7 protein-coding genes are annotated in these 4,922 nt (G+C 39.6%); all 7 read left to right on the top strand.

The window, feature by feature from the left end:
* The first annotated feature begins 14 nt into the window (after positions 1 to 14).
* Positions 15 to 296 (top strand): cytochrome c, encoded by a 282-nt coding sequence (locus HZC45_03240; protein MBI5682172.1) that lies wholly within the window; start codon positions 15 to 17, stop codon positions 294 to 296.
* Positions 297 to 311: 15 nt separating this feature from the next.
* Positions 312 to 665 (top strand): cytochrome c, encoded by a 354-nt coding sequence (locus HZC45_03235; protein ID MBI5682171.1) that lies wholly within the window; start codon positions 312 to 314, stop codon positions 663 to 665.
* An 85-nt stretch (positions 666 to 750) separates the two neighbouring features.
* Entirely contained in the window at positions 751 to 1,290 is a 540-nt protein-coding gene (locus HZC45_03230; protein MBI5682170.1) for a hypothetical protein, read from the top strand.
* Positions 1,291 to 1,408: 118 nt separating this feature from the next.
* Positions 1,409 to 2,125: an ATP-binding cassette domain-containing protein gene (locus HZC45_03225; protein ID MBI5682169.1), complete on the top strand. Its 717-nt coding sequence runs from the start codon at positions 1,409 to 1,411 to the stop codon at positions 2,123 to 2,125.
* A gap of 112 nt (positions 2,126 to 2,237) precedes the next feature.
* Entirely contained in the window at positions 2,238 to 3,017 is a 780-nt protein-coding gene (locus HZC45_03220; GenBank protein ID MBI5682168.1) for an ABC transporter permease subunit, read from the top strand.
* A gap of 35 nt (positions 3,018 to 3,052) precedes the next feature.
* Complete coding sequence (locus HZC45_03215; protein ID MBI5682167.1) at positions 3,053 to 4,606, top strand: GldG family protein; 1,554 nt, start codon at positions 3,053 to 3,055, stop codon at positions 4,604 to 4,606.
* The coding region (locus HZC45_03210; protein MBI5682166.1) for a hypothetical protein at positions 4,603 to 4,922 on the top strand (320 nt) is incomplete at its 3' end. The genes HZC45_03215 and HZC45_03210, both read left to right, overlap by 4 nt.

The following is a 4,922-nucleotide window of genomic DNA, read 5'->3' as shown; positions in this document are numbered from 1 at the left end:
ATGTTCAGGAGGGTGTGATACAGGAAGGCACATCCAACATCCAGGGTAAACTGGCATTTGAGAAAAAGGTGAGTTGCTTTGACTGCCATAAATACAAAAAACTTGATAAACTTGTTGGTGGACTTACAGGTCCAAGCCTTGCTGGTGCTGGTAATAGGCTAAAGGCAGACTGGGTATATGCATATCTTAAAGACCCTAAACTGCTTATCCCTGTCAAGAGGATGCCTATATATACCGATATAATAAATGATGGCGAGATAAAGGGTATAGCCCAGTATATTTCAACATTCAAATAAGGAGACGAACTATCTATGAAAAAGATATTTACCTTTTTTGCTACACTTTTACTAATGCTGGTGTTTGCAAGATTTGATAATGTTATTGCTGCCAGTGCAGAAGAAAACTATAAGTGGTACTGCGCCCAGTGTCATGGCGCAGCCGGCAAAGGTGATGGTGCAAATTCAAAGGATCTGCCTGTTACACCCAGAAACCACACAAATCCAGAGGATATGAAAAAACTAACTGATGCTGATATAGAAAATGTTGTTAAGTCCGGTGGTGCCGCAACAAGCAAGTCAACCACAATGCCTCCTTTTGGTTCTACATTTAGTCCTGATGAAATAAAGGAGATGGTTAAACACCTCCGTAAACTCTGCAAGTGCTAGGTTTCAACCTTAATAAATTTGTAAGAGTTGCAATGTTTACAGGGCACGGCTTGAAAAAGGTCGTGCCTTATTTTTTACACATAGCATGATGAAATACACATATGTAATAGCAGCATTTATTCTGGCATTAATTGGAAGCGTGCTGCTTGCCTCCGGTGGAATAAAAGAAAAGACCCTCATGCTCATAAAGTCCCGTGGGTATCTTGAATATACGCCTATTGAGGCACAGGAACTGGCATATACAAGATGCAAACAGTGTCATCCGATAGACAAGGTTACAAAATACTGCATGAGATGCGGGCCGCCATTTATTATAGTGTTACACAACATGAAAAAACTAATTGCCCTTGAGAAACAGAAACAAGCGATGCAGTGGATATCCAGTATAACTGATGCTGAGGCAGTTGCAATAACGCAGGTATGGAATGCACTTGTGGGTAATTGGGAAGACACATGGAGAAAAGAAGATTTAAAAAAACTTCTGGAAAAAGACGACACCTTAATAAGACTACTGGACACACCTGTAAAAGAGCGTAAAATTGAGGCAGGATTAAAAGGAAAGACAGCAGGGGGAGTATATAAGGAAACATACGATACAATGAAGCCCCTGCCTAATGTTAAATAAAAAATCAAAGAAACAAAATCAAAAATCAAATATCAAAAATCAAAATTAAGGTGTTTCATTTTTGAATTTTAATTTGTCATTTTGATACTTGCATTTTTATTTTTGATTTATCTTATTTATGATACAGGTTGAAAATCTTACAAAAAATTATGGCAGTCATCAGGCATTAAAGGGTATATCCTTTACCGTAAATAAAGGTGAAATACTTGGTTTTCTTGGACCAAACGGTGCTGGTAAGACCACTACAATGCGGATACTAACAGGCTTTTTCCCTGCCACATCAGGTAAGGCAGTGGTTGCCGGTTTTGATGTGTTTGAAGAACCGATGGAGGTAAGAAAGCGTATAGGGTACCTGCCTGAAAATGTCCCTCTGTATCGTGACATGGTAGTTACTGATTATCTTAAGTTTGCTGCCGGTATAAAGGGTATAAAAAAATATGATATGGATGACAGGGTTAATAAGGTAATGGATGATTGTGCCCTGCAGGATGTCTCACGCAAACTTATCGGTGAACTCTCAAAGGGCTACAGGCAGAGGGTCGGGCTTGCACAGGCACTTGTGAATGACCCTGATGTCTTAATACTTGATGAGCCGACCATAGGACTTGACCCTAATCAAATAATAGAAATAAGAAAACTTATAAAAGGTCTGGCAGGTAAAAGAACGATTATATTAAGCACTCACATACTCCCAGAGGTGAGTATGATCTGCCATAGGGTAGTTATAATCAACAAGGGTGAGGTTGTTGCTGTTGATACGCCGCAGAATATGACATCAAGGATTCAAGGCGGAAGGGTGTGGATGTCCGAAAAGAACTGGCACCCAGGATTGTGAAAAACAACTGGGGACTACTTGAGATGAGACCCTTTGAGATGAGTTTAGAAGATATATTTATAAAGTTGGTAACAAAGGAATAGGCTAAAGGCAAAAGGCAAAAGGCAAAGACATGCGCAACTTTTATCTGATATTTAAAAAGGAATTAAAATCATATTTCACATCACCTATAGCGTATGTGGTAATAACCATATTTCTGGTGATAAGCAGTTACTTCTTCTATAGCATCCTTGCTACCTTTGCCACTATAAGTTATCAGGCAACAATAAACCCGATGGCTGCAAAGCAGTATGGACTGCTGAATGTTACTGAAATAGTTATAAGACCCCTCTTTGGAAATATGAGTGTCATAATGCTTCTTATGATGCCAATCTTGACAATGAGGCTCTTTTCAGAGGAGAAAAAGACAGGCACTATTGAACTCCTCTTAACCTATCCTGTAACAGATATGCAGGTTCTCCTTGGTAAATTCTTTGCCTGCCTCTTTGTATTTGTAGTTATGCTTATCCCGACGGCACTTTATCCAATACTTATTATGATTTACGGTGAACCAGAAATAGGACCTTTAATAACAGGTTATATCGGACTCTTTCTCCTCGGCGCCTCTTTTATTTCTCTGGGGATATTTGCATCATCCATTACAGAAAATCAGGTCATTGCTGCTACTGTTGCATTTGGCGCACTGATATTCTTTTGGCTGCTCAGTTTTTCAGTAGGGCTTGCTGATCCTGCCGTAGGGAAGATTATCTCATACATAGCAATTACTGACCATCTGGAGGCATTTGCAAAAGGTGTTATTGATACAGAGGATATTATCTATTACGGCGTATTTATAACCCTGTTTATATTCCTTACACTCAGGATGCTTGAGTCAAATAAGTGGAGAGGATAAAAAAATCAAAATTTAAAAATCAAAATGCAAAATTTATGAACAAATACTTATCATTCACATGGATTGTTGGCTTGCTGCTGCTTTTAGCAGGTGGGTTTGCTGTCTTAATAAAAGGCACAATGGAAACCATTTCAGCAGTTCTTGTCTGGGCAGGGCTTATCCTTCTTCTTGTATCCTTTTATATAAACTTTTCTGCCATAAGAGAACTGGTGTCAAAGAGGTCAACCAAATACGGTGTCAACACTGCTATTATGATATCTGTATTTCTTGTAGTCCTCTCCCTTGCGGCAGTAATGTCAATAAAATATAAGATGCGTTGGGATTTGACAAAGGGCGGCAGATACACCTTATCAGACCAGAGTATAAAACTCTTGAGCGCCCTTAAAAAAGATATAAATGTAATAGCATTTTACAGGAGCGATGAAAGGACAAGGCAGCAGATGGAAGACCTTCTGGAGGGGTATTCCAATTATTCCCCTAAATTTAAGTACCAATTCATTGACCCTGACAAAAAACCTGGTCTTGCATCAAAATACGGCATAACATCCTACAGGACGACACTTGTCCAGAGTGACGGCAAACAGGAGGTTGTTGGATTTGAATCTGAGGAGAAACTGACAAATGCAATCCTTAAGGTGACAAGGGATAAGGTAAAAACCATATATTTCCTCAAGGGACACGGTGAAAACAATATTACTGATTTCCAGAACAGCGGTTATAAGGCTGTCCGAGAATCTATGGAAAAGGAAAACTATCAGGTAAAGGAACTTATACTTTTGGAATCTCCTGCTGTGCCTGAAGATGCATCACTTCTCATAATCAGCGGTCCTAAAAAAGAACCCCTGCAGGAAGAATTTAATAGAATTCAGGATTATATTAAAAAAGGCGGAAATATCCTGTTCATGCTTGACCCGTTTACTGTCCCTAACACGGTGGCATTATTAAAGGGATATGGCTTCACTATTGGTGATGATATTATCATTGATAAACTCTCTCAGGTATTTGGTGCAAATTATCTGACCCCTGTTGTGGCACAGTATGACAAGGAGCACCCTATTACAAAAGAGTTTGATTTAGCAACATTCTTTCCCCTCACCAGGTCTGTTTCAGTAGAAAAGGACGCTTCAAAGGGCATATATACCCTTGCAATGACAGGGGGAGAGAGTTGGGCAGAGATAGACAAAGCCGCACTTGAGGCAGGAAAGGCACAATACGATGAAGGAAAAGATAAGAGGGGTCCTGTCCCTGTTGCCGGGGTTGCAGTAGTAGAGACACAAGAATCAAAGGTCAAGAGTCAGGAGTCAGGGGGCAAGAAATTTGCAAAAATCGTAGTCTTTGGAGACTCTGATTTTGTAAATAATACCAATATAAATCTTGCAGGGAATAAGGATTTCTTTCTTAATACTGTAAACTGGCTTGCAGAGGAGTCTGATTTAATCTCCATAAGAAAAAAGGAACCGCAGTCAACACCCATCGTGCTTACGAAAACACAGGGAAGGCTTGTATTCTGGCTTCCTGTGGTTATAATGCCTTTATTTGTCTTGACCTGCGGCATCTTTATTTTAAGCAGGCGGAGATTTAAAAGGTGAGGTTTTTCAAAAAGACGATTTTCTGGTTTATTGCACTTGCTGTTATAGGCGGCTCTTTTTATCTAATAGACAGGAAGGCTGAAGAGAAAAAGGTAGTTAAAGAGATAAGAAAAAGACTTTTCCCTTTTGAACCAAAGGATGTGGTAGAGTTTCAGATATTACGGGCCAATGGTAAAAATACAATAGAAAACATCCTTTTAAGAAAAGAGGCGGATGAATGGCTTATGGAAAGTCCCCTGCGGGCAAAGGGTGATAAAGAGGCAATCCAGAACCTCCTCAATGGTGTTGTAAATGTCAGATACGATGGCATCCTTTT

The sequence above is a fragment of the Deltaproteobacteria bacterium genome (assembly GCA_016223005.1).
GTDB lineage: Bacteria > Desulfobacterota > GWC2-55-46 > UBA9637 > GWC2-42-11 > JACRPW01.
Note: the sequence above shows the minus strand (reverse complement) of the source record. Positions and strands in the feature narration are given on the sequence as shown.